General features: G+C 66.9%; 27 protein-coding genes and 3 tRNA genes. 13 read left to right on the top strand and 17 right to left on the bottom strand.

Annotated features, from left to right (window positions below; genetic code table 11):
- Nucleotides 1–25 precede the first annotated feature (25 nt).
- The gene (locus AU188_RS00385; RefSeq protein WP_172799343.1) at nucleotides 26–985 is read left to right on the top strand and encodes a prephenate dehydrogenase; all 960 of its coding nucleotides are present in this window, start codon (nucleotides 26–28) and stop codon (nucleotides 983–985) included.
- On the opposite strand, the gene AU188_RS00380 is transcribed toward AU188_RS00385, so the two are convergent.
- Genes AU188_RS00380 through AU188_RS00360 form a run of 5 tightly spaced genes read right to left on the bottom strand, consistent with a single transcriptional unit; the run spans nucleotide 948 to nucleotide 5,075 of the window.
- On the bottom strand, nucleotides 948–1,538 hold the full coding sequence (locus AU188_RS00380) for a putative glycolipid-binding domain-containing protein (protein ID WP_059161759.1): 591 nt from the start codon (nucleotides 1,536–1,538) through the stop codon (nucleotides 948–950). The two genes, AU188_RS00385 and AU188_RS00380, sit on opposite strands and share 38 nt — an antisense overlap.
- A 2-nt stretch (nucleotides 1,539–1,540) precedes the next feature.
- On the bottom strand, nucleotides 1,541–2,338 hold the full coding sequence (locus AU188_RS00375; protein ID WP_059161758.1) for an ABC transporter permease: 798 nt from the start codon (nucleotides 2,336–2,338) through the stop codon (nucleotides 1,541–1,543).
- 5 nt (nucleotides 2,339–2,343) lie between these two features.
- Nucleotides 2,344–3,009, bottom strand: a complete 666-nt coding sequence (locus tag AU188_RS00370) for an ABC transporter permease (RefSeq protein ID WP_059161757.1) — start codon at nucleotides 3,007–3,009, stop codon at nucleotides 2,344–2,346.
- Between the two features lie 3 nt (nucleotides 3,010–3,012).
- Entirely contained in the window at nucleotides 3,013–4,122 is a 1,110-nt protein-coding gene (locus AU188_RS00365) for an ABC transporter ATP-binding protein (RefSeq protein WP_059161756.1), read from the bottom strand.
- Nucleotides 4,119–5,075, bottom strand: coding sequence for an ABC transporter substrate-binding protein (locus AU188_RS00360; protein WP_059161755.1), 957 nt, complete (start codon nucleotides 5,073–5,075; stop codon nucleotides 4,119–4,121). The genes AU188_RS00365 and AU188_RS00360 overlap by 4 nt, the downstream gene beginning before the upstream one ends.
- Before the next feature lie 113 nt (nucleotides 5,076–5,188).
- Here AU188_RS00360 and AU188_RS00355 point away from each other — a divergent pair, with 113 nt between their 5' ends.
- Nucleotides 5,189–5,572, top strand: coding sequence for a LapA family protein (locus tag AU188_RS00355; protein ID WP_059101876.1), 384 nt, complete (start codon nucleotides 5,189–5,191; stop codon nucleotides 5,570–5,572).
- Between the two features lie 26 nt (nucleotides 5,573–5,598).
- Here AU188_RS00355 and AU188_RS00350 read toward each other — a convergent pair whose 3' ends face one another.
- Both AU188_RS00350 and AU188_RS00345 read right to left on the bottom strand, forming a co-directional pair.
- Nucleotides 5,599–6,666, bottom strand: coding sequence for a phosphotransferase family protein (locus tag AU188_RS00350; protein ID WP_502687571.1), 1,068 nt, complete (start codon nucleotides 6,664–6,666; stop codon nucleotides 5,599–5,601).
- Nucleotides 6,667–6,675: 9 nt separating this feature from the next.
- The gene (locus AU188_RS00345; protein WP_059161754.1) at nucleotides 6,676–7,278 is read right to left on the bottom strand and encodes a histidine phosphatase family protein; all 603 of its coding nucleotides are present in this window, start codon (nucleotides 7,276–7,278) and stop codon (nucleotides 6,676–6,678) included.
- A gap of 64 nt (nucleotides 7,279–7,342) precedes the next feature.
- On the opposite strand from AU188_RS00345, the gene AU188_RS00340 reads away from it, so the two are divergent.
- Genes AU188_RS00340 through AU188_RS00325 form a run of 4 tightly spaced genes read left to right on the top strand, consistent with a single transcriptional unit; the run spans nucleotide 7,343 to nucleotide 11,056 of the window.
- Nucleotides 7,343–9,337: a hypothetical protein gene (locus AU188_RS00340; protein ID WP_156426519.1), complete on the top strand. Its 1,995-nt coding sequence runs from the start codon at nucleotides 7,343–7,345 to the stop codon at nucleotides 9,335–9,337.
- Between the two features lie 55 nt (nucleotides 9,338–9,392).
- Nucleotides 9,393–9,674, top strand: coding sequence for a hypothetical protein (locus AU188_RS00335; RefSeq protein ID WP_059161752.1), 282 nt, complete (start codon nucleotides 9,393–9,395; stop codon nucleotides 9,672–9,674).
- A 16-nt stretch (nucleotides 9,675–9,690) separates the two neighbouring features.
- Nucleotides 9,691–10,452, top strand: a complete 762-nt coding sequence (locus tag AU188_RS00330) for an SDR family NAD(P)-dependent oxidoreductase (RefSeq protein ID WP_059161751.1) — start codon at nucleotides 9,691–9,693, stop codon at nucleotides 10,450–10,452.
- 55 nt (nucleotides 10,453–10,507) lie between these two features.
- Nucleotides 10,508–11,056 (top strand): cupin domain-containing protein, encoded by a 549-nt coding sequence (locus AU188_RS00325; protein WP_059101823.1) that lies wholly within the window; start codon nucleotides 10,508–10,510, stop codon nucleotides 11,054–11,056.
- Here AU188_RS00325 and AU188_RS00320 read toward each other — a convergent pair.
- From AU188_RS00320 to AU188_RS00305, 4 genes are all read right to left on the bottom strand, one after another.
- Nucleotides 11,053–11,466 (bottom strand): MmcQ/YjbR family DNA-binding protein, encoded by a 414-nt coding sequence (locus tag AU188_RS00320; protein WP_059161750.1) that lies wholly within the window; start codon nucleotides 11,464–11,466, stop codon nucleotides 11,053–11,055. The genes AU188_RS00325 and AU188_RS00320 overlap by 4 nt on opposite strands.
- A complete protein-coding gene (locus tag AU188_RS00315; RefSeq protein WP_059162219.1) occupies nucleotides 11,459–11,962 on the bottom strand; it encodes a metallophosphoesterase family protein in 504 nt (167 codons plus the stop codon). The genes AU188_RS00320 and AU188_RS00315 overlap by 8 nt, the downstream gene beginning before the upstream one ends.
- A gap of 103 nt (nucleotides 11,963–12,065) precedes the next feature.
- Nucleotides 12,066–12,138, bottom strand: a tRNA-Arg gene (locus tag AU188_RS00310).
- A 41-nt stretch (nucleotides 12,139–12,179) separates the two neighbouring features.
- A tRNA-Ser gene (locus AU188_RS00305) sits at nucleotides 12,180–12,268 on the bottom strand.
- Between the two features lie 84 nt (nucleotides 12,269–12,352).
- Here AU188_RS00305 and hisC point away from each other — a divergent pair.
- Complete coding sequence (gene hisC, locus AU188_RS00300; protein WP_059161749.1) at nucleotides 12,353–13,408, top strand: histidinol-phosphate transaminase; 1,056 nt, start codon at nucleotides 12,353–12,355, stop codon at nucleotides 13,406–13,408.
- The gene (locus AU188_RS00295; RefSeq protein ID WP_059161748.1) at nucleotides 13,405–13,875 is read left to right on the top strand and encodes a DUF4334 domain-containing protein; all 471 of its coding nucleotides are present in this window, start codon (nucleotides 13,405–13,407) and stop codon (nucleotides 13,873–13,875) included. Before hisC ends, AU188_RS00295 begins: the two co-directional genes overlap by 4 nt.
- Before the next feature lie 74 nt (nucleotides 13,876–13,949).
- On the opposite strand, the gene AU188_RS00290 is transcribed toward AU188_RS00295, so the two are convergent.
- A complete protein-coding gene (locus AU188_RS00290) occupies nucleotides 13,950–14,528 on the bottom strand; it encodes a TIGR03086 family metal-binding protein (protein WP_059161747.1) in 579 nt (192 codons plus the stop codon).
- A 40-nt stretch (nucleotides 14,529–14,568) separates the two neighbouring features.
- Here AU188_RS00290 and AU188_RS00285 point away from each other — a divergent pair, with 40 nt between their 5' ends.
- Nucleotides 14,569–15,003 (top strand): hypothetical protein, encoded by a 435-nt coding sequence (locus AU188_RS00285; RefSeq protein WP_059161746.1) that lies wholly within the window; start codon nucleotides 14,569–14,571, stop codon nucleotides 15,001–15,003.
- A gap of 49 nt (nucleotides 15,004–15,052) precedes the next feature.
- The gene (locus AU188_RS00280) at nucleotides 15,053–15,886 is read left to right on the top strand and encodes a crotonase/enoyl-CoA hydratase family protein (RefSeq protein ID WP_059161745.1); all 834 of its coding nucleotides are present in this window, start codon (nucleotides 15,053–15,055) and stop codon (nucleotides 15,884–15,886) included.
- On the opposite strand, the gene AU188_RS00275 is transcribed toward AU188_RS00280, so the two are convergent.
- Entirely contained in the window at nucleotides 15,887–16,798 is a 912-nt protein-coding gene (locus tag AU188_RS00275; RefSeq protein ID WP_059161744.1) for an NAD-dependent epimerase/dehydratase family protein, read from the bottom strand. It lies immediately after the preceding gene.
- Complete coding sequence (locus tag AU188_RS00270) at nucleotides 16,798–17,211, bottom strand: hypothetical protein (protein WP_059161743.1); 414 nt, start codon at nucleotides 17,209–17,211, stop codon at nucleotides 16,798–16,800. The genes AU188_RS00275 and AU188_RS00270 overlap by 1 nt, the downstream gene beginning before the upstream one ends.
- A gap of 46 nt (nucleotides 17,212–17,257) precedes the next feature.
- Here AU188_RS00270 and pdxR point away from each other — a divergent pair, with 46 nt between their 5' ends.
- Nucleotides 17,258–18,661, top strand: a complete 1,404-nt coding sequence (gene pdxR / locus AU188_RS00265; protein ID WP_059162218.1) for a MocR-like pyridoxine biosynthesis transcription factor PdxR — start codon at nucleotides 17,258–17,260, stop codon at nucleotides 18,659–18,661.
- Here the strand turns inward: pdxR and AU188_RS00260 are convergent.
- Nucleotides 18,643–18,729 (bottom strand) — tRNA-Ser (locus AU188_RS00260). The two genes, pdxR and AU188_RS00260, sit on opposite strands and share 19 nt — an antisense overlap.
- A gap of 48 nt (nucleotides 18,730–18,777) precedes the next feature.
- The gene (locus AU188_RS00255; protein ID WP_059161742.1) at nucleotides 18,778–19,290 is read right to left on the bottom strand and encodes a MarR family winged helix-turn-helix transcriptional regulator; all 513 of its coding nucleotides are present in this window, start codon (nucleotides 19,288–19,290) and stop codon (nucleotides 18,778–18,780) included.
- 77 nt (nucleotides 19,291–19,367) lie between these two features.
- Between AU188_RS00255 and AU188_RS00250 the strand changes: the two genes are divergently transcribed.
- Nucleotides 19,368–20,342, top strand: a complete 975-nt coding sequence (locus AU188_RS00250; protein ID WP_059161741.1) for an NAD(P)H-quinone oxidoreductase — start codon at nucleotides 19,368–19,370, stop codon at nucleotides 20,340–20,342.
- A 7-nt stretch (nucleotides 20,343–20,349) separates the two neighbouring features.
- On the opposite strand, the gene AU188_RS00245 is transcribed toward AU188_RS00250, so the two are convergent.
- Entirely contained in the window at nucleotides 20,350–21,546 is a 1,197-nt protein-coding gene (locus AU188_RS00245) for a cysteine desulfurase-like protein (RefSeq protein WP_059161740.1), read from the bottom strand.
- A gap of 320 nt (nucleotides 21,547–21,866) precedes the next feature.
- On the opposite strand from AU188_RS00245, the gene AU188_RS00240 reads away from it, so the two are divergent.
- Nucleotides 21,867–22,370, top strand: a complete 504-nt coding sequence (locus AU188_RS00240; protein WP_059161739.1) for a bacterial proteasome activator family protein — start codon at nucleotides 21,867–21,869, stop codon at nucleotides 22,368–22,370.
- The last annotated feature ends 10 nt before the right edge of the window (nucleotides 22,371–22,380 follow it).

The raw sequence follows: 22,380 nt of genomic DNA, 5'->3' as shown, positions 1-22,380 counted from the left end.
GCCCTCGATGTGCCAACCTTGAAGGGTGACGAACACACCGGTTTGCGTGGTCGGCCTCGGGCTGATCGGGGGTTCGGTGATGCGTGCGGCGGCGGCCGCCGGACGCGAGGTCTTCGGGTACAACCGGTCACTGGAGGCCGTCCAGGCGGCGGTGGCCGACGGGTTCGACGCCAGCGAAGACCTCGATGCCACGCTCGGTCGCGCGGCGGCAGGCAATGCGCTGATCGTGCTGGCGGTCCCGGTGCCCGCACTGGCCCAGATGCTCGGCCGCATCCGCGAAACGGCGCCGGGATGTCCCCTGACCGATGTGACCAGCGTGAAAACCGCTGTGCTGCAGGAGGTTCAGTCGTTCGGACTGCTGGAGCGGTTCGTCGGAGGCCATCCGATGGCGGGCACGGCGCACTCCGGTTGGGCGGCCGGCAACGCCCGGTTGTTCGTCGGGGCGCCCTGGGTGATCAGCGTCGACGACCACGTCGACCCCGAGGTCTGGACCCAGGTGATGGACCTCGCGTTGGACTGCGGCGCAGTCGTCGTCCCGGCCCGCTCGGATGAACACGATGCCGCCGCAGCGACGATCTCGCACCTGCCGCACCTGCTGGCCGAGGCGCTCGCCGCGACCGCGGGAGAGGTGCCGTTGGCGTTCGCTCTGGCGGCGGGGTCCTTCCGGGACGGCACCCGGGTGGCAGCGACCGCGCCGGATCTGGTGCGGGCGATGTGTGAGGCCAACGCCGACGAACTGCTGCCGGTCCTGGAGCGCACGCTGGGTCTGCTGCACCATGCGCGCGATGCGCTGGCCGAGCACAAGCCCTTGACCGACCTCGTCGAAATTGGCCACGCGGCCCGGATCCGCTATGACAGCTTCAGCAGGCCGGAGATCGTCACGGTCGTCGTCGGCGAGGACAGGTGGCGCGAGGAACTCGCCGCCGCGGGCCGCGCCGGCGGGGTGATCAGATCCGCTCTGCCAGCCCTGGGTAATCGAGGATGAATCCGTCGGAGTCCACGCTGATCGTCGTCTCGGCGACCGGCGAGTGCAGTTTGATGCCGTCCTCGGCGCTGCTGTAGCTGATCACCGCGGCCTCGACGGACATCTCCGGCAGTCGCACGTACACCACCGGACAGCTGATCGAGTCCGAGCGTTGATAGAGCCGGGTGCGCCGGATCGGTAGCGCATTGAAGAACGGGCTGAAGATCACGTCGACGTCGAGCGCACCGTCGTACGCGGCGCGTCGGGACTCGCCGGTGTGCTGCTGGACCAGCCACATGTTCTCTTCGTCGCGAGCGATCGACAGCTGCCGTTCCCGCTCGGCGAGTGTGACCGTCATCGAAAGCCGCTTGGTGGCACCGGCCTCGTCGGTCACCAGATCGTAGGAGGCCGAGAACGCCGGGTGCGACGGCGTCGCGGCGGCCACGATCCTGCCGTAGGCCTTGATGCGGTTGCCCGACACATGAAGCCGGACCGATTCCATCCGCGGTACGTCATGCGCCCGCCAGGTCAGGATCGCCGGCCATGACTTCTCGGAGCCACCTGCTTCACTCACCCCTATACCGTATGCGAAGGATCGCCCCGTTCGTAACGTGCTTGGGCGGCGGTTTTGCCGGCGTTCTGTGATGTTGCGCGCGGTCGGGATTCGAGGACGACTTCGTCACTGAGCAGCGGCTGGGGCATCGGCGATCTCCTGAGCCGACCGGTCCCCGGTACCGAAACCCACACTGCGAATGCGAGCGCGGCGTCGAGGAGCAACGCCAGCGCCGTCACCATCAGTGCGCCGACCAACGCCAGTTGGAACTGCCGCACCTTGATGCCGTCGATGAGGTAGCGGCCCAGCCCGCCGAGGCTGGCGTACGCGGCAACCGTTGCGGTGGCCACGATCTGCAGTGTGGCGGTGCGCAACCCGCTGAGGATCAACGGCAACGCGATCGGCGCCTCCACCCGCAGCAGGATGCGCCGCTCGGTCATGCCCATCGCCCGCGCGGCGTCGACGACCGCGTGATCGACGTTGGCGATTCCGGCGTAGGTGCCTGCCAGCAGTGGCGGGATACCCAGCAACATCAACGCGACCGTCGGCGGTATGAGGCCCAGACCCCACAGCAGCACGCCGAGCAGCAGGACGCCGAGCGTCGGAAGCGCCCGCAATGCGTTGACCCCGGTGACCACCAGGAAGATCCCGCGGCCGGTGTGGCCGATGAGCATCCCGATCGGGACCGCGACGAGGGCCGAGAAGAACACCGCGACGACCGTGTACAGCAGGTGTTCGAGCAGGCGGGCGGTCAGCCCGGCCGGTCCGCCCCAGTTGGCCGCGGTGAAGATATACGACAGCGCCTCGGTCAAGAAGCTCATCGGGCTCACGCGGAGACCGCCTTGACTCGGCTCGTGCGCGTGGCGCGCGTCCAGGGTGTGAGCGCCTTGCCCGACAGCATGATCAACGTGTCGATGAGGATCGCCAGCAGGAAGATCGCGATGATGCCCGCGACGATCTGATCGCTCTTGTTGGCCTGATAACCCTCGGTGAACCAGGTGCCCAGCCCGCCGATGCCGATCACAGAACCGACGGACACCATCGAGATGTTGGTGACGGCGACCACCCGCAGACTGGCTGTCAGAACCGGAAGCGCCAGCGGCAGTTCGACTTTGATCATCCGGGTCAAGGGCCGGTAGCCGACCGCCGTCGCGGCGTCGAGTACCGTCGGCGACACCGCGTCCAAGGCCTCGGGCACCGCTCGCACGAGCAGCGCGACGGTGTAGAGCGTCAGCGCGACGATCACGTTCGCCTCGTCGAGGATGCGCGTCGGGATGACCAGCGGCAGCACGACGAACAGCGCCAGCGACGGAACCGTGAAGACGATGCTGGCGGTTATCGTGGTCAACCGTCGCAGCGTGGTGGTCCGCTGGACCGCGGCGCCCAACGGCACCGCGATGATCAGTCCGAGCACGATCGGGATCAGCGACAGCCGCAGATGGATCAGCGTCAACGCCCACAGGTCATCGAGGTGGGTGAGCAGATAGCGCATGCGCTACCCCAACTCCGGCAGGCGACGCTGCTTGTCGAGTGCGGCCAGCACGTCGTCGGCCTTCACCCCGCCGATCACCCCTCCGTGCTCGTCGACTGCGACGCCCAGGCCGCTCGGCGAGGACAGCGCCGCGTCGAGCGCATGCCGCAGCGTGCCGTCCGGCCGGAACAGCGATCCGCCGCCGATGGTGCTGTCGTGCAGCGAACTTCCGTTGCGGTGCAGCGCCACGCCGTCGGCGTTGATCCACGCGTACGGCTTGCCGTTTCCCTTGGTGACCAGCGTCCACGCACCCGGTTGCAGGCTCAGCCCGTCCACCTGGTCCTCGGAGACGTGGTCGATGTCGTGCAGCGGCAGTCCGGTGGCGTGGAAGAACTGCAGGCCGCGGTAGCCGCGGTCGGCGCCGACGAACGCGGCCACCTCCTCGTCGGCGGGGTTGGACAGCACGAACGCCGGGTCGGCGTACTGGCGCAGCACGCCGCCGCGGCCGAACACCGCCACCTTGTCGCCGAGCTTGACCGCCTCGTCGATGTCGTGGGTGACGAACACGATGGTCTTGCGCAATTCGCCGTGCAGCCGCACGATTTCGGCCTGCAGGTCCTCGCGCACCACCGGGTCGACGGCGCTGAACGGCTCGTCCATCAACAGGATCGGTGGGTCCGCGGCCAGCGCCCGGGCCACCCCGACGCGCTGTTGCTGACCGCCCGAGAGCTGGGCGGGATAGCGGTCGGCGAGTTTGGTGTCCAGCCCCACCCGTTCCATCACCTGCAGTGCGGATCGTCTTGCGCTGCGCCGAGATTGGCCGCGGAGCACCGGCACGGTGGCCACGTTGTCGACGACCCGCAGGTGCGGCATGAGCCCGGCGCTCTGGATCACGTAACCGATGCCGAGCCGCAGCTTGACCGGATCCACCTCGCTGACGTCCCGGCCGTCGACTGTCAGCGTGCCCGAGGTCGGCTCGATCATCCGGTTGATCATCCGCATCGAGGTGGTCTTGCCGCAGCCCGACGGACCGACGAAGACCGTCAGCGTGCCCTCGGGTACCTCCAGGGTGAGGTCGTCGACCGCGACGGTGCCGTCCGGGTAGCGCTTCGTGACGTCGGAGAACGTGATCAACTGCCCACCGGCTTGTCGAATCCGTTGTCGGCGATCCACTTTCGGGCCGCTTCATCGGGGTCGAGGCCCCGGTTGCCCTCCACCGAGGTGTTGAGCGCTGTCAACGCCTCGGTGGTGAGTTTCGCGCTGACCGCGTCGAGCACCGTCTTGAGCTGAGTGGACTTCTTCTGCGACGCCACCAGCGGCACCACGTTGGCGGAGAGGAAGACGTTCTCGGGGTCCTCGAGGACGACGAGGTTGTTCTGCTCGATCGCCGGTGAGGTGCTGAAGATGTTGGCGGCGGTGACCGCCCCGCTGTTGAGGGCATCGACGGTCGCCGGGCCGCCGCCGTCGCTGATCGCGACGAAGTTCGCGGGTGCGATGTCCAGGCCGTATTCGTCCTTGAGCCCGACCAGCCCGGTGACGCGCGTCTGAAACTCAGACGGCGCACCGACTTTGACCTCGGCGGAATGCTCGGCCAGATCACCGATGGTCTTGAGGTTCCACCGCTGCGCGGTCGCCTCCGTCACCGCGAGGGTGTCCTTGTCCTGCGCCGGCGACGGATTCAGGATCGACAGGTCGCCGGGAAGCACCTCGAACAGCGCCAGCAACACCTCGTCGGGAGTGGTGGCGGTGGTGTCCTCGTCGAAATACTGCAGCAGGTTGCCGGTGTACTCGGGGATGAGATCGATGGAGTGATCCTGCACGGCAGGGACGTAGGTCTCGCGGCTGCCGATGCCGAACTGGCGGCGCACGGTGAAGTCGTTGGCCTCCAGCGCCTGGGCGTAGATCTCGGCGATGATCTTGGACTCCGTGAAGTCCGCCGACCCGACGGCGATCGTCTTGAGGTCACCGGAGATCTCGCCCCCGCCGAGCGGGTTGGAGCTTCCGCAGGCCGACAGCATTCCCGCGACCAGGACGAGAACAACGAAAGGACGGTGCCGGCGTCGCGGGGCCGCGGACGAGGCTGTCATAAGCCCAAACTATCCACCGCACCGCAGCTCCACCCGGGTTTGTTTCAGCCCGAATCTCGCCGCGATTCTCCGAACTGGGTTTCCCGAGTGCCGGAACGGGCAAAGATGTGGGCATGACCAGCGATCCCGCTGAAGTGCCGCCGTCCGTCCCCTCGCCGGAGTCCTCGCGCGGGACACCACCCGATCCGACCGCGACCCCGGGTGACTACCTCGTAAAACCGGAGTCGGCGGTGAAGTTCACCCGCGCCGCGGCGCTGTGGTCGGCGTTGTTCGCAGGCTTCGTGATCCTGATCGTGTTGTTGGTGTTCATCATGCAGAACACCGACTCGACGACCATCAACTTCTTCGCGTGGGAGTGGCATTTGCCTGTCGGCGTGGCGATTCTGTTGGCCGCCGTGTGTGGCGGGTTGCTGACTGTCGCGGCAGGCACGGCCAGAATCGTTCAGCTGCGTCGCGCGGCCAAGAAGAATTTCAAGGGACTGGGTCCACGGCCGTAGGCCTTTGGGCCTCGCTCGCACTGGTCTCACGCTCGGCGCGAGACCGATTCGAGGCCCGCGGCGATCAACGGCGCCACCGCGTCGTCGACCATGGTGACGAACTCCGCGTCCGCGCCGCCCACCCGGCCGCGGTAGGCGATGCCCGCGGCGATGATCGCCAGCTTGAAGTACGCCAGCCCCATGTAGAAGTCCCAGTGGTCCAGCGGCTCGCCGGATGCCACCGAATAGCGTTGCGCCAGTTCGTCGGCCGTCGGGATCAGCGGTGATGCCCACGCCGCGTCGGCGTGCACCAGGTTGAACATCGGATGGCGGTAGACGCACATCAGCGCGGCGTCGCTGATCGGGTCGCCGAGGGTGGACATCTCCCAGTCCAGCACCGCCAGCACCTTGCTGGCGTCGGTGGCGTCGAGCATCGTGTTGTCGATGCGATAGTCGCCGTGCACGATCGCGCTGCGGCGCTGCGGCGGGATCGCCTCGCCCAGCGCCGAGTGCAGCCGCTTGACGTCGCCGTCGCGTTCGTCCCCTCCATTGATGTCGCGGCGCACCAGCTCCCACTGGCCGCCCCAGCGCTTGACCTGTCGTTCGAGGTATCCGGTGGGCTTGCCGAAGTCGCCGAGGCCGACCTCTTCGGGTTCCAGCGCGTGCAGGTCGGCGAGCACCTTGATCAGCGCGTCCACGCACGCCTCGATTTCGTCCTTGCCGCCCAGCGCCTCGAGTTCGTCGGCGTGGCGGATGACGCGGCCCGGCACGTACTCGACCATCTGGAACGGCGCTCCGAGCACGGAGTCGTCGTTGCGCATGGTCACGGCCCGGGCGACGGGTACAGCGGTGTTCTGCAGAGCGGCGACGACCTTGTACTCGCGGGCCATGTCGTGCGCCGACGGCGTGAGCCCGTGCAGCGGCGGGCGGCGCAGCACCCACTTCGAGGCGTCGTCGGCGATCAGGAAGGTCAGGTTGGACCGGCCGCCGGAGATGAGCTCGGCGCGTAGGCCACCGGAACGCGGGATGCCTTCCGAACGGAGGTGACGGTCCAGGGCGTCGAGGTCGAGCCCTTCCAGCCGGGCGGGCACGGACGGGCGCGGCTCAGTGGTCACCGGACTTGTCTACCACTGCTGATTTCTCGGCAGCAGATCCCATACGTGCTCGGTCGCGTTGACCCCCGCCACGAAGAACGTCTCGCGCGACGACGACCACAGCAGCCGGGTGATGCCCGCGTAGTCGACCTGCACGCACAGCAGGCGCTCGGTGCCCATGACGTCGTGGACCAATGCGTTGATGACGCCGCCGTGGCTGAACAGCGCGACGGTGTCCTCCCGGTCGGCGGCCTTGACGATGTCGGCGACCCCGGCCTTGACGCGGGTGATGAACGCCGACTGGTCCACCCCGCTGGGCAGCTCGCCGTTGGCCAGGCGGCGCATGTCCTCCTCGGAGATCTCCTCGACCGGGGTGTAGTGCGACAGGTCGCGGTCGTACTCGGCGAGGCGGTCGTCGACGTCTATTTCGAGTCCCAACGCGTCGGCGACCGGCTGCGCCGTTTGGATCGCGCGCCGCTGCGGGCTGCTGACGAGCCGCGATATCGGGAACCGGGCGAGCGCATCGGGTAGGCGTTTGGCCTGTTCGACACCTTCTTCGGAGAGGTCGGGGTCGGAGCCCTGGCCGGGCTCGCTGCGCAGGGGCAGCGCGTGTCGGATGATGAGCAACTGCATATTTCGCGATGACCCGCCTCTCTCTTGCGCTCGGTGGCGCCAGTGTCACGATATGGTGCGGCGCATGGCCGGCTCAGCCGGCGAGGTACTCGCCGCACATGAGTTGCCCATCGCCGCGTTCGGGCTTCCCAGCGCCGGAGAGACCGGCGAAGGAACTGTGCTGAAACGCCCTACCACCGACGTCCGGGCACGCGTTCGGGCTGCGGTCAATGGCATACTGCTCGTCTCAGCAGCCGTCACTGCAGTGTTTCTGGTTTTCGGGCTGATCCCGCGCAATGAGGGAGCGGGAACGTTCATCGAGTACGAGAACCGACCGAACCCGTGGACGCTCATCGGTCTTGCTTTGACATTTGTAGCGCTCATCTGGTGGCGCATCTCACGCGGTGTTCGCCGGAACCGTAACTCACGCACGACCAATCAGCCCGTCCACGCCCCGAATCACGACGCGTGTGGGCGGGCAGATTCGCCTACAAATTACATGCCCATGATCGTCTACGACCTCCTCAACCACTGCGATGAACGGTTTCCCGACAAGCGCACGGTCGCATTTGCCAATTTGCATCTCACTTCCCCTTGGCTGGTCACGCCGCGCATTGGACACACGATCACACCGATGGATCTGTACGACGAAAACACCTACATCCGTCGGGTTGACCAAGTGCGCGACGATGCGCCATACGAGCAAGTCGCAGTCGTGCACCGTGCCGAAAAGGGCGCGATCCTCACCAACTTGTCGGTGGCGGTCGACGGCGACGATTGGTCGACGCTGAGTCTGCGTGACGCGAGGGCCATCATGCTCGCCGTCGTGCACACCAACTACACGGAGGTGGTGTCCGGTGACGGGGACGACGTGAAAGCCGACCAGGCCCTCGAAAACGTTTTCTTCTCGATCGCAAGGGGGGTGATTTCTGATCATGCAGTGCAAGCGCAGTCGCCTGCACAGTGTCCCGAATGCGGCAAATCGCGATGCCACGGACGGCGTGAACTGCGCTTGAGGGATTACCTCGACTCGCTTCGGGCTGGGCTCCTGCAGGTGAACCCGGAGGCTGAGGCGAAAATCGACGAGCTCGTCTTCTTGCTCAGTGACCTATGCCGCAACCAGATCATTTGGTGCAGTCTCCTAGTTCCTGGCAAGGGCAACGTCGACAAACCGTCCTGGAACCGGATCACCCATCGCCACCTTGCGCCGGCGACACGGCAGCCGAATCTCAGCGAAAAGGTGCGCGGGCTGCTCGGCATGACACCAAGGAAACTGACTTATCCGCTGCCATTCGCCAGGGAGACCGACAGTTATCACTTAGAACTGGAAGCGGCAGATGGGTTGTATTTCTACGACGCCGATATCGGTTTGGTCGACGCATCACCGCGGGCCTGGCCCAAGCGACGAAATGCCACGCGAAACCGCAAGCTCGACACTCTAGCGAAGGGATTTGTGTCGCCGCGACTCAGCGTGACAGGCCTCGGCGGCTCGCGGGCCCACGGATACTTCCGCGCAATCTGGCGTCTCGGTCTTGTCGACGAAACCGAAAAGCGACAGAGCAGCGTCGTACCAGCGCTTGACATCGAGTTCAGGGAACGCCTGCCCGGCATCCTCCTGCCGACGTTATTGCTATCACTTTACGTTGGGTTCATTGTCTGGACTGTGGGACTGTTCTATGCAGAGATTTTGGGTAGCAGCACCGGTATCCCGCCAGTGTGGACGACCGTCATCTTCACCGTTCCCGCGCTCATCTCGGCGTGGTTCTTGACGAAGTTCACCACCTCGTCGATCGCCCGCGTATCTCTACCGGCCCTAGCCCTCATTGCTTGGACGCTTCTCAACGCGGTGTTGGCCGTCGCATTCGCTGCTGTTGCTCTTGGCCGCAACGAGGCCTTTTCGTGGGACGGAGCACACCTACAGCTGCCGTTCGGCGTGCGGTGGGGCACGCCTCTCGCCGACACTCTGGAAATCGTGGATGTCTTGTGGGCGTCGCTGGTGTTCTCCTCCACGCTGAGCACCGCGATCATCACGTTCGTGTTGCTCGGAAAGTATGCCCGCTACGTGTACCGGCAACGTTGACGTAGGTGCAGGGCGAAGACTAGCCTCGGCATCCTCAGAAAGGGAGTTCGCGGGAATGACGACAAGCATCGCATCGGTCGGCGGAACAGAGACGGAAATCGTCCTCATCAGTGCCGAGACCGACGAAGACGACATCGCTTCGGGCGACTTTGTCGAGAACTCCCTGATCCATGGCGGACGGCCGAAATACACCCTGCGCGGTACAGACTCGGCCTCGATGTCGATGTCTCTCCGTGGAGGGGAGACCGATGTCGAGACCGTGTTCGCTGAAATCCAGACGGCGGTCGAAAAGGCTCAGGACATTCGCCGCGAACGTCGTGAGGCCGCCAAGGCGTAAGTCGCCGCGCGGTCTGATGGGTTACGCCGACCAACTGTTCGACCTGACCGACCGCGTCGTGCTGATCACCGGCGGCAGCCGCGGGCTGGGCCGGGAGATGGCGTTCGCCGCCGCGCGCTGCGGCGCCGATGTGGTGATCGCCAGCCGCAAGTACGACTCCTGCGTGGCGACGGCCGAGGAGATCGCTGCGGCGACGGGCCGCGCCGCGCTCCCGTATCAGGTGCACGTCGGGCGGTGGGATGAGCTCGACGGTTTGGTCGGCGCGGCCTATGAACGGTTCGGCAAGGTCGACGTCCTGGTGAACAACGCCGGCATGTCACCGCTGTACGAGTCACTGGTGTCGGTGCCGGAGAAGCTGTTCGATGCGGTGATCAACCTCAACCTGAAGGGCCCGTTCCGGTTGTCCGCCCTCGTCGGCGAACGGATGGTCGCCGACGGTGGCGGCTCGATCGTCAACGTCAGCTCGAGCGGTTCGCGCCGGCCCCGCCCTGAGCAGCTGCCGTACTCGGCGGCCAAGGCGGGCCTCAACGCGTTGACCGAGGGGCTCGCGCTGGCGTACGGCCCGACGGTGCGGGTCAACACGCTGATGCCCGGCCCGTTCCTCACCGACATCAGCAAGGCCTGGGACATTCCGGCGACGACGGCGGGCGCGCAGCATTTCGCTTTGAAGCGACTCGGTGAGCCACCCGAGATCGTCGGCGCCGCACTGTATCTGATGTCGGATGCGTCGAGCTATACGTCGGGCTCGATCATCCGCGTCGACGGCGGCATTCCCTGAGTCGGGTCGCGCCATATCCACCCCGGCATCGGCGTGTGGCTGGTTCACTGAGCCCATGCACGTACGCCGAGTGGTGACCGGGCACGACCCGTCCGGGAAGTCCGTTTTCGTCAGCGACACTCACGTTGCCCCCATCGAGACCATGTTGATGCGGGGCTTCGAGAACCATCTGTTGTGGGGCGGCGACGAACCTTGCCGATTCCCCGATGACGGCTCGATGCCGCAGTGGCGCAATTACTTCCCGCCCGTCGGTGGATTCCGGTTCGCGATGCTGACGCTGCCGCCTTCGCACACCGCCGAGGCGCCGGCTGGTCTCGACGTCGACGAAGCGATGGCCGAGATGGAGGAGAAACTGCCCGGGATGCTGGGTTACATGGACTACACCGATCCGGGCATGCATACCACTCCCACCGTCGACTTCGAGGTGGTTCTCGACGGCACGGTGGTGCTCGAGCTCGACGACGGCGCCGAGGTGACGTTGCACCCGGGTGACACGGTGGTGCAGAACGGCACGCGGCACCGGTGGAAGAACCCGGGCGACAAGCCTGCCCGCATGGCCGTTTTCATCTGCGGCGCTGAGCACGCCGACGTGATCGTGCCCTAACTCTGGTGCTCGGCGAGCCACTGATCCGCCCGCCGGCGCGACGCCCGCGACAGCCACGCGTCCTGAATCAGTTCGGTCAGCTCCACCTTGCCGATCTCGGGTAACCTGCTGGCCCGCACCAGAACCGACGGGTGCCCCTCGAAGCGGTCGGTGGTGAAGAACGGCGAAGAGGAGTCTTGAACGAGCGCCAGCTTGTCCATTTCCGACTCCACCCAGATCATGATCACATCGGTGTAGCGTTCGCCCGTCTCGGGGTCTTCGGCGTCGGGTTGCGGGGTGCGGAAGAACACGAACGACTTGCCGCCCACCTGGTAGATCGGGTTGCCCTTGGGACCCTCGATGCGTTTGGTGTGCGGCATCGACGCGGCGATCTCGTGCACGTCGGCCACTCGCGCCGGTCGGTCACGCATGGCGGTCCAAGGTGTGCAAGACGACGTCGGTCAGCGTGGCGTTACGCACCGTCGCCGTCATATAGGTGCAGTAAGGCTGGCGGCGACGGTCGGTCGGTGAGCCGGGATTGAGCAGGCGCAGACCGGTTTTCGCCGTCGTGTCCCACGGTATGTGACTGTGGCCGAACACCAGGACGTCGGTGTCGGGGTACGCCTTGGCCATCCGCGCCTCGCGACCGGTCGCCGCGCCGGTCTCGTGGACGACGGTGAACCGCAGGCCGTCGAGCGTCACGTCGGCGCGTTCGGGCAGTCGCCTTCGTAGTTCGGCGCCGTCGTTGTTGCCCCAGCATGCGACCAGTCGCGTGGCGCGGGCCTCCAGAGTGTCCAGCAGCGACGGCTCGACCCAGTCGCCGGCATGGACGACGACGTCGGCCTTCGACACTTCGTCCCACACTCTGGCGGGCAGATCTCGGGCGCGCTTGGGGACATGGGTATCGGCGATGAGCAGCAGCCGCATACCGGCCAATCTAGTGGTGGCGATGCCGACGCCGAACCTGAGCTTGTGTGCGAAGTCTGGGCTGGAACTCGAGAAAAACTTCAGGTTCGGCGGCAAGAAAAAGCGCGCCCGAAGGGATTCGAACCCCTAACCTTCTGATCCGTAGTCAGATGCTCTATCCGTTGAGCTACGGGCGCCTGGTCAATCTTGAGTTGTATGGCTGACGGGTCAGCCGCGGCGGAGGCGAGAGGATTTGAACCTCCGGTCGCCTTTGAGGGCGACAACTCATTAGCAGTGAGCCCCATTCGGCCGCTCTGGCACGCCTCCTCGACGATTACCGCCGATCCGACAGCGTACACATCGGCCACCGCGCGAGGCAAAGCGCATTCGCCCGACCCATAAACTGGTGCGGTGACCGTCCGGCTGCGCCCCGAACTGGCTGATCTGCCTGCGTACACCCCCGGCAGAACCGTTCCCGGCGCGATCAAGATCGCCAGCAACGAGACGGTGCATCCGCCGCTGCCGAGCGTGCGGGCTGCGATCGAGAAGGCCGCCGGCAACATCAACCGCTATCCCGACAACGGTTACGTCGAACTCAAGGAGCGGCTCGCCAAACACGTCAACTTCGCTCCGGAGCACATCTCGGTCGGCTGCGGATCGGTCAGCTTGTGCCAGCAGCTGATCCAGATCACCTCGACCGTCGGCGACGAGGTGTTGTTCGGCTGGCGCAGCTTCGAGATCTATCCGCTGCAGGTGCGCACGGCGGGCGCCACTGCCGTGCGTGTGCCGCTGACCGACCACACGCACGACCTCGATGCGATGCTCGCCGCGATCACCGACCGCACCCGGTTGATCTTCGTGTGCAATCCGAACAACCCGACCTCCACCGTCGTCGAGCCGGCCGCGCTCGCCCGCTTCGTCGCGGCGGTGCCGCCGCACATCCTGATCGCGCTCGACGAGGCCTACGTCGAGTACATCCGCGAGCCCATGCTGCCGGACAGCTTCGGCCTGGTCCGCGCCCACCCGAACCTTGTTGTCTTACGGACGTTTTCGAAAGCATATGGGCTGGCCGGGCTGCGGATCGGCTACGCGGTCGGCGACCCGGACGTCATCGCCGCGCTCGGCAAGGTGTACGTCCCGTTCACCGCGACCAGCATCTCCCAGGCGGCCGCGATCGCGTCCCTTGATGCCGCCGACGAACTGCTCGAGCGCACCGATGCGGTCGTCGCCGAACGCGCCCGCGTCACGGCGGCACTGCGTGAGGCCGGCTACACGGTGCCGGACTCGCAAGCCAACTTCGTGTGGCTGCCGATGCCGGGGCGCGCTCAAGAGTTCGCCGAGGCGTCGGCGGATCACCGCATCATCGTGCGGCCCTACGGCGACGACGGGGTGCGCGTCACCGTCGCCGCGACGCACGAGAACGACGCGTTCATCGAGTTCGCCCGCCAGTGGAAAGGAAACACATGACTTCGACGCGCACTGCCCGCGAGACGTTCACCGACCTCACGAAGCGCACCGGTCAGATCTCCGACGCCGAGCTCGACGAGTTCTGGGCCACGCTGCAGCCGGCCACCATCGACTTCATGATCGGCGAGTGGAAAGGCGGCGAGTTCCACACCGGCCACAAGGCGAACGGCTTCATGGAGCGGCTCAACTGGTTCGGCAAGACGTTCGTGTCGGCCACCGACGCCAAGCCGCTGGTGTGCCTCGACGACGAGGGCAACAAGTTCTCCAACACCGACGCGATGAAGGGCGAGGCGAGCTTGTGGATGGAGGAGTTCCGCGGCGAGGTGGTCGCGTCGATGGTCTACGACGGCGCTCCGGTCCATGATCACTTCAAGGTCGTCGACGAGAACGCCGTCGTCGGAATCATGAACGGCAAGGGCGCCCTCGATGCGGGCAGGCACCTCTACTTCTACCTCGAGCGGGTGTAATAGTCGCGATGCTAGGGCCGAGATTGCGCTGAGGGCAGTTGGTTCTGACCACGACCCTGTGTGCAATCTCGACGCTAGGCCCGGCGGCCGGTGTATGCGAGCAAGCGCGTCAGCGCATCCGCGTCATCGGCGACTTCGAGCGGGTCGTCGAAGCCGACGTTGACGCGCCCCTCCGGCGTGATGATCTTGCGCGCCAACCCCAGCACGTAGTCGGACAGCGACTCCGGAGCGTCGACCTCACGCCCGACCGCCTCGGCGTAATCCCATGCGTGCACGAGGAACTCGAGCGACAGCACACCGACCATCACCTTGGCGGGCGCCTCGTTTCCGCCGAACTCGACGGTGCCGTCCAGGCCGCGGCGCTGCCAGGCGTCGAGCGCGGGCCGCGCCGCCAACACCACCTGCTGCTCGACGGAAGCGTCGCGGTCGCGCTCACCGAACTCGGCGCCGGCCATCCCGCCGATGATGGTGATCGAGTTGAGCAGGTGGTCGGTCAGCGCGGCGACGTCGAACTCCCGGCACGGGGTCTGCTTGTGCAGATCGTCGGCGGCGATGCCGTGCAGGACGTGCTGCAACACGGCGAACGACTTCTCCGCACTGCGCAGTTCGTCGGTCGGTGGCGAATCGGGTCCTGGGCGCAAGTCCTCGGGCATGCCGCCACGCTACGTCGCCGTTGGGCATATCGTTGCCGGGATGAGGACGCACGTGCGAGTGGCGGCGGCGATGCTGGTGTTCGTCGGCGTCACGACGGCATGCCAGCGCACCACGGAGGGCTCCGTCGCGATGACCACCGAACCGGGGCCGCCGTTGACCTCCCCGGCGCCGACGGCGTTGCCGTCGATTCCCGGTCTGCCCGATCTCGAGATTCCCGGCTTACCGCTGCCGACCCGCAACACCGACGTGCCGACCGTGCCGCCACCTCCGAACGCCCTTTCGATGACATGCGAGGAGTTCAACGGGCTCGACGAGGCGACCCGGCTCGCCGTGATCCGCGCGATCCTCGAGCAGGAGAACAACCCGCTGGGGCCCAACGGGGAGGGCATCGGTCAGATGCTCGCCGAGGCCGCCTGCCAGTTCCTGCCCAGCGCCACGGTGAACGAGATCCTGCTGGGCAAGCCGCCGCCGTAACCGGGTCTTCGCGCAAGCGCTCATTCGTGACGAACTAGCGTGTTGCCCCATGGGCCTTGAAACCGGTGCTTACGAATCGCTCACCGTCGACATCTCCGATCACGTCGCGCGGGTGACGTTGATCGGTCCTGGCAAGGGCAATGCCATGGGTCCCGCGTTCTGGGCCGAGATGCCCGAGGTGTTCGCCGAACTCGACGCCGACCGCGAGGTGCGCGCGATCGTGCTGACCGGCTCGGGCAAGCACTTCAGTTACGGGCTCGACCTGCCCGCGATGGGCGGGACGCTCTCAGGCGTGCTGTCCGGGGGTGCGAGCGCCCGGCCACGCGCCGAATTCCACGCGACGGTGCTCCGCATGCAAGGCGCGATCAGCGCGGTCGCCGACTGCCGCACACCGACGATCGCCTCTGTGCACGGCTGGTGCATCGGCGGCGGCGTCGATCTGATCTCGGCGGTCGACATCAGATACGCCAGCGCCGACGCCAAGTTCTCCGTGCGAGAGATCAAGCTCGCGATGGTGGCCGACGTCGGCAGCCTGGCCAGGTTGCCGCTGATCCTCAACGACGGGCACTTGCGCGAACTCGCGTTGACGGGCAAGGACATCGACGCGGCGCGCGCGGAGAAGATCGGGTTGGTCAACGACGTGTACGACGATGCCGAGGCGTCACTGGCCGCCGCGCACCGGACCGCCGCCGAGATCGCCGCCAACCCTCCGCTGACCGTCGCCGGGGTGAAGGACGTGCTCGACCAGCAGCGCATCGCCCGCGTCTCGGAGAGCCTGCGCTACGTCGCCGCGTGGAACTCCGCGTTCCTCCCGTCGAAAGACCTGACCGAGGGAATCAGCGCGACGTTCGAGAAGCGGCCGCCGAACTTCACGGGGGATTAGTCAGACCCGGGGAACTGGCGTCCAACCCAGTTCGTCCTTGGCCTTGGCGTTCGACAGCGGCAACCACGTGTCGCCGAATGCCGTCACCCCGTACGGTGCGACGAGCTTGACCACACTGCGCGGAATGCGTAGCTGCCGAGGCCGTCCCAGCTTGGCGGCCAGTTCCCGGGTGTAGTCGTTGAACGACTGCGGGCGGTCGTCGATGATGTTGTAGATCTCCCCACCGTGGCCGCGGTCGAGCGCCTCCGCGGTGGCCTTGGCGACGTCGTCGATGTGGACCCAGGACACGATCCCCGAGCCGCCCATGTCCAACCCCACGCGCCACTTCGCCATCCGGGCGAAGGTCTCGTCGTGCGGTACGCCCGGCCCATAGAAGGCGCCATAGCGCAACACGATTCCCTCCGTGTCGCTGTGTTCGCCGGACGTCAGGACCATCTGCTCCATCCCGCGTAGCGCCGCCAGCATCGCGGCACCGCCGGGCGGAGGCGGGCCGGGATATGGGTCGCTCTCGTCCATGAGTGTGGGCCCGGTGGTCGGGTAGCCGTACGCGAAGATCACGGACTCGGCGACGACGCGCCGCACACCGGCACGCTGCGCCGCCGCCAGGAGGTTGGGCGCGCCGGTTCCCCACAGCTTTCGCGCGGGCTCGAAGTCCTTGAGCCGCATCGGCCCCCGCTTGGGCAGCGTGGTCAGCAGCGACACCACCACTTCCGGGCCGATGTCTGCCACCACCTTGTCGACGGCGTCGGCATCGAAAACGTCGGCCACCACCGGTTTGGCGCCCGCCGCCGCGATCTGTGACGTTTTCGACTGCGACCGGGTCAGCCCGGCGACCTCGTGGCCGCGGAAGTTCAACTCCCGCAACAGCGGAAGCCCCGGTACGCTCGTCGCGCCGGCCACCAGTACCCGCATCAACGCCCTCCTCTTTCAGCAACTACATTGACGCGCAATGCGATTGCCAGTATCACGGTGGTCGCCACCAGGCCACCGGCCTCCAGCCAGCCGATCCAGTCGCCCGCGCCGTGGTGTGGATCGATGAGGTGGCTGAGCGCGTGCAGCGCCCAGTGCAGCGTCGCGAATGCCAGCGCGGGTGTGCGCCAGGTCGGCCACCGCACCGCGGCGAGCAGCATGAGCCCCTGCGGCACCTCGAAGGTGGCGTTGTCGAAGATGTAGTGATCGTTGCGCGAGCCGAAGTTGCCGAGCGTATCGAAGAAGACGCCGGGCGCGAACAACATGAACAGCCCCACCGCCAGGGCGTACAGCCCGAAGACGATGAGAGTCACCTCAACGAACCCGGCCCTTGTGCGCGTCGGCGTCGTTGTCATACGGTCACGCTAGTTCGTTACTGGCCTCAAGATAGGCACCACTTCTATGGCGAAATCGGGTACCACTTCGGGGCCCGAGCTGTTGTTGGAACTGGACCGCACCGCCGGCGATCCGCTGCACCGCCAACTCACCGACGGGCTGCGGGAGGCCATCCGCACGGGTCGCCTCGCACCGGGGACACGGCTGCCCTCGAGTCGGGTGCTGGCCGTCGACCTCGGCGTCTCCCGGCGTCTGGTGGTCAACGCCTACAGCCAACTCGTCGCCGAGGGCTTCCTGCTCGGCAGGCACGGGTCGGGCACCGTGGTCGCCACGGTCGACACGGTGCACATGCCCACCGGCGACGCACGCGGACCAACGACGCGCTACGACGTCGACTTCCTGCCGGGATCGCCGGATCTGCGGAGTTTCCCGCGCGAAGCTTGGCTGCGGGCCCTGCGGCAGGGCCTCGCCGAAATCGGCTCGGACGCATTCGGCTACGTGGCGCCGCAGGGGCTGTTCGCGGCGCGGGTTGCGGTGGCCGACTACCTACGTCGCGCCCGAGCCGTACACGCCGACCCGCATCACATCGTGCTCTGCTCGGGGGCCACCCAGGCCGTGGCACTGCTGGCGCAGTCGCTGCCCACGACCTCGCTGGCGATGGAGGACCCCGGCTTCTGGCTGCATCGAATGGTGCTGCGCAACAACGGGGTCGAGCCGATACCCGTTCCAGTCGACGACGACGGGCTCGATGTCGGCGCGCTGGCCGACAGCGGTGCCGACGCCGTGCTCGCCACCCCAGCCCACCAGTCTCCGACCGGGGTCGTGCTGTCGGCCGCGCGGCGGACCGAGCTGATGGACTGGGCGCGCGCCGGTCACCTGGTCATCGAGGACGACTACGACGCCGAGTACCGCTACGACCGTGCGCCTGTCGGCGCGCTGCAGGGCATCGCGCCCGACCGCGTCGTCTATGTCGGCTCGACCAGCAAGACGCTGGCGCCGGGCCTTCGCATCGGCTGGATGGTGCTTCCCGCGCATCTCGTGGAATCCGTGACAATGGCGAAAGGCCTTGCCGACACCGGAAGTTCGGTGATGGACCAGTTGGCGTTCGCGCAACTTCTCACCTCGGGCGGATACGACCGGCACCTGCGCCAGATGCGTCGTCGCTACCTGATCCGCCGCAACGCGCTGTTGGGGGCGCTGCGCCGGTACTTGCCGCGGGCGAGGGTGCTCGGCGCGGCGGCCGGTGTGCATCTGACCGTGCACTTTCCCGACGGATTCCCGGTCGAGCAGTTGGTGCGTCGGGCCGCGGCTCAACGCGTGCGCGTCGAACCCCTGGCGCCGTGCTACGCCGATCCGGCGTCGGCGCCACCGGGACTGCTCCTGGGCTATGCCAACCTCACTGAGACACAGATCGATTCGGGCGTGCAGACGTTGGCGCGATGCGCGAAGAGCGGTGGCGGAGGGATTTGAACCCCCGGACGGTGTTAGCCGTCTCTCGCTTTCAAGGCGAGTGCATTAGGCCGCTCTGCCACGCCACCGCCGACAAGAGTACGGGGGTCCCGGCTCGGGAGCGACGGGGAGACCGCTCAGACGCGGCCGAGCTTGGCGTTCGAGGTCCCGCTCTTCAGCGCAACGCTGATCCGCCTGCAGTTCTCGCCCATCGCCGCAACCTGGGGCCGCGACAGCCGGTCGAGAAAATGTGCGCGGACGCCTTCGCCGTACGTGGTCATGGCCTGTCGCACCGCGGCCTGGCCGTCCTCGGTGATGCTGGCCAGTACGCCACGGCCGTCGTCGGGGCTCGCGCCACGGCGCACCAGTCCCTGCAGTTCCAGCCGGCGAATCTGCCGGGTGACCCGGCTCGGTAGCGACATCAACCCGTCCGCGAGGTCCCCCATGCGGGCCGACCCGGTCGCGGACTTGTCCAGCATGTCCAGCAACCGCACGTCGTTCAGCGTGAGGTGGTGCGTGTCCACGAGCGAGCGGTTCAGCGTCGCGTAAAGCCGCAACGCCGAGTCCAGAAAGTTTTGCCAGGACCGTTGCTCAGCGATGTCCAGGCCCGGCATGTCCCCCGCGGTACGTCCCGCGATAATCCCCTCCATGCGGTCATAGTAAATCGCGCGTGCGTTGCTGGTAGGAGATTTGTCAGACTGTTTCCGCAGGCTATAGCGTTAGTTGGATGCACGCGATCGTGGCCGGGCCCGAAGGCCGACTGACCTGGCAGGAAGTTCCCGACATCAAGCCCGCCGGCGACGAGCTACTGATCAAGGTGGCCAGCGCCGGGATCAACCGGGCCGATCTGCTGCAAGCCGCCGGGAAGTACCCGCCACCGCCGGGCGCCAGTGACATCCTCGGGCTCGAGGTTTCCGGAACCGTCGTCGCGACCGGCGACAGCACCGCCGGATGGTCGGTCGGACAACAGGTCTGCGCGCTGCTGGCCGGCGGCGGATACGCCGAGTATGTGGCGGTGCCCGCCGGACAGGTGCTGCCGCTGCCCGCGTCGGTGAGCCTGCACGAGGCCGCCGGCCTACCCGAAGTGGCTTGCACGGTCTGGTCGAACCTGGTGATGACGGCGGGCCTGACTGCCGGGCAGTTGGTGCTGATCCACGGCGGCGCCAGCGGCATCGGCACCCACGCCATCCAGGTGGGCCGTGCCCTCGGCGCCCGGGTGGCGGTGACCGCAGGTTCGACGCAGAAGCTCGACCTGTGCGCCGAATTGGGGGCCGAGGTGACGATCAACTACCGCGACGAGGACTTCGTCGAGCGGATCGGCGCCGAGGGTGGCGCCGACGTGATCCTCGACATCATGGGGGCGGCCTACCTCGACCGCAACATCGACGCGCTCGGGCCCGACGGCCGCGTGGTGGTCATTGGGATGCAGGGCGGGGTCAAGGCCGAACTCAACATCGGCAAGCTGCTCGGCAAGCGCGCCGGTGTCATCGCCACCGCGCTGCGCTCCCGCCCGGTCGACGGACGCGGCAGCAAGAGCGAGGTCGTCGCCGAGGTGGTGGCGAACGTCTGGCCGATGGTCGAGAGCGGTCAGGTGCGGCCGATCATCGGGGCCGAGTACCCGGTTCAGGAGGCCGGCGCGGCACACGAACTTCTGCAGTCCGGCGAGGTTTCGGGCAAAGTCCTTCTGCGCGTTGCCGATTAACCGAAGGTCAGCCCAGCGAGGCGAGCGCGCGAACCAGCTGGTCGACCTCTGCGGTGGTGGTGTAATGCGCCAATCCCACGGTCACGGCGCCGCCGACATCATTGACGCCGATCACGTCCAGCACCCGCGAGTTCGCGTTCGATATGGCCAGAATCCCGTTGTCGGCCAGGCGCTGCACCACCCGTTCGGCGGGCACATCGCTGACCGCGAAGCTGAGCACCGGAATTCTGGATTCCGGCTGGCCGATGACCATGACGGTGGACAGCGACCGCAGCGAGATCAGCAGGTAGTCGAACAACCGGTTCATGTACAGGCTCGCCGATTGCATCGAGATGCCCAGCCGTTCGCGACGCGTGCCGTGCGCGTTCTCGTCCAGCGAAGCCAAGTACTCGATGCTCGCCACCACCCCGGCGAGCAAGCCGAATTGATGCGCGCCGACCTCCAGCCGCGAAGCCCCGATCGCATACGGGTTCAACGAAACCGAGCTGAACGTGTCGATGAGGGACGGGTCGCGGAACACCAGCGCGCCGATCGGCGGCCCGCCCCATGCCAACGCGTTGACCGCCACCACGTCGGCGTCGATCTCGTCGATGTCGATCAGCTGGTAGGGCGCGGCCGCGGAATGGTCGACGACGACCAGTGCGCCCTGGTCATGCGCCAGCTTCGTCACCGCGCGCAGGTCGGTCACCGTGCCCAAAGTCGAAGAGGCAGAAGTGATTGCGACCAACCGGGTGTTCCTGGTGACCAGGCTTTCCCACTGCCAGCTGGGCAGTTCGCCGGTCTCGATGTCAACCTCGGCCCACTTCACCTTCGCCCCATAGCGATTGGCGGCCCGCAGCCACGGCGCGATGTTGGCCTCGTCGTCGAGCCGGGTGACAACCACTTCATAGCCGAGTCCGACCCGCGACGACGACGCGTCCGCCAGCGAGGTCAGCAGGATCGCGCGGTCGGCGCCCAGCACCACACCGCGCGGATCGGCGTTGACCAGGTCGGCCACCGCCGAGCGGGCGGCCTCCAGCACGGCGGCGCTACGCTGCGCCGACGGGTGCGGGCCCACCGGCGTCGGCATCGAACCGCGGAAGGCCGTCGACACCGCACGGCCGACGCTGTCGGGCAGCAGCATGCCGTGCTGGGCGTCGAAACGCACCCACCCATCGCCCAGGGACGGGTGCAAACCGCGCACCCGGGCGACGTCGTATGCCATGCCAGTCCACCTTCGAGCGTCCGTGATTTTCACAAACCGACACGATTCTGGCCGAAGCTCGGCCCGACCCGCCATGCCGGACTGGGTCTGTTGCGCAGCCATACTAGTCCAGTGAGCTTCGCCACCGGTGTGCTAATCGCGTTGTCGTTGCTGGTCAGCCCCGCAGCAACGCTCAACTCGCGCTACGGAATGGCCTCGACACCAGAGGTGAGCGGGCTCGCCGCGACCCTGGGACTAGTGTCGCTAGGTGGTTCGCGGTCGGGGGGCCCGCGCCGACGAATGACGTGGATTAGATGGAACCCAGAGGGAACACCGAGGTTATGACCGACGACGACAACATCGAGATCATCAGCGGCGGGACCGGCGAGGCCGACGCCGACGAGGACAGCGACGGCAAGTCGCTGACCGACCTCGTCGAGCAACCGGCGAAGGTCATGCGGATCGGCACCATGATCAAGCAACTCCTCGAGGAGGTCCGCGCCGCCCCGCTCGACGAGGCCAGCCGCAACCGGCTCCGCGAGATCCACCGCACCAGCATCACCGAACTCGAAGACGGGCTCGCCCCTGAGCTGCGCGACGAGCTCGAACGGCTCACGCTGCCGTTCACAGACGACGGCGTGCCCTCCGACGCCGAGCTGCGCATTGCGCAGGCGCAACTGGTCGGCTGGCTGGAGGGGTTGTTCCACGGGATCCAGACCGCGCTGTTCGCCCAGCAGATGGCCGCCCGCCAACAGCTCGAGCAGATGCGCGGACAGGGCGCGCTGCCCCCCGGCGTGGCGGTCCGCGGTGGCCCGTCGCATCCGGGGACCGGACAGTACCTCTGATTTTCGGGTA

Source organism: Mycobacterium sp. IS-3022 (assembly GCF_001500065.1).
GTDB lineage: Bacteria > Actinomycetota > Actinomycetes > Mycobacteriales > Mycobacteriaceae > Mycobacterium.
The sequence above is the reverse complement of the archived record's forward strand: the minus strand, read 5'-3'. Positions and strand labels throughout refer to the sequence as shown.